The following is a 979-nucleotide window of genomic DNA, read 5'->3' as shown; positions in this document are numbered from 1 at the left end:
CCGTCAGGCACGAACCCGCGTGGGGTGCGGTGGCTGAGCCGAGAGTCCGGCGCGGGTTCGTGCCTGACGGGCAACCGACGGCCTGCGGAGACGCGTCCAGGCCCTGCCCGGCATTAACATCCGTGCGGTGTCGACGACTTGGGTAGCGCAGACGAAGAAGACGGGCCTGTGGCTCTTGCAGCCGCGCATGGAGGAGTTCATCGCCCAGGTTGCGTCATCTCTCGGACCTGGAGGAACTGTCACGCTGGTCCATGCGCCTGATGCGACGAGACGTCAGGACATTGAGATGCGCCAAGAGGTCCAGGCGTCGAGCCTCACCGACCTACTGACGGCCCTTGGCGATCCAGCGAGCGTGGAGGACCTGCGCATTGAGGGCCGCAAACCAGGCGAGACAGAGCCATGCATTGTGGCCCATTTCGGCGTAGCCAAGGAGGCTCGATCACCTGCGGGGCCGGACGTCGCAAGCGGTGTCCGCGTGACCGGCACTGATGAGAATTGGGTGCATAGCACCTGTGATCAACTTTCGACAATCTTGGAACCAGCTCAATTCTGGAGGCGGAAACGCCGGATTTGGCTTGAGTCCCTGGCCACCGGCACCTACATGGTGACGCTCGTCACATGGTTCGGGGTGTTCGTGCTTTGGGTGGTGCAGGATGAACAGCGGTCCAAAGGATGGGCGGTGATGGGTGGGATCGCTCTTGCGTATAGCGCCCTACTGAGGCTGATCGACGTGTATCTGACGAGAACGGTGCTGATCATCAGACCTCGACGCAGGGAACGTCTGCTGCTCGCGCTGAATAGCCACCACCGAGCCACGGTTTGGCCAACTGGCCTGCCGATGCCGTCGTTCATGACGATTCTGACCCTTCTTGGCGTGATCGCCGCCTTTGGCGCATGGCTGTTGCCGCGCAACTGATCAGCAGGGGAGGCGGGCGGTCTTCTCGGGGTGAGCGGCGGAGATGTAGCGCATCGCGGTGGT

General features: G+C 62.8%; 1 protein-coding gene. It reads left to right on the top strand.

The window, feature by feature from the left end:
* Positions 1 to 187: 187 nt before the first annotated feature.
* Entirely contained in the window at positions 188 to 916 is a 729-nt protein-coding gene (locus CCN44_RS44270; RefSeq protein ID WP_143649813.1) for a hypothetical protein, read from the top strand.
* Positions 917 to 979: the final 63 nt, after the last annotated feature.

This window comes from Streptomyces tricolor (assembly GCF_002155905.1).
GTDB classification, from domain to species: domain Bacteria; phylum Actinomycetota; class Actinomycetes; order Streptomycetales; family Streptomycetaceae; genus Streptomyces; species Streptomyces tricolor.
The sequence above is the reverse complement of the archived record's forward strand: the minus strand, read 5'-3'. Positions and strand labels throughout refer to the sequence as shown.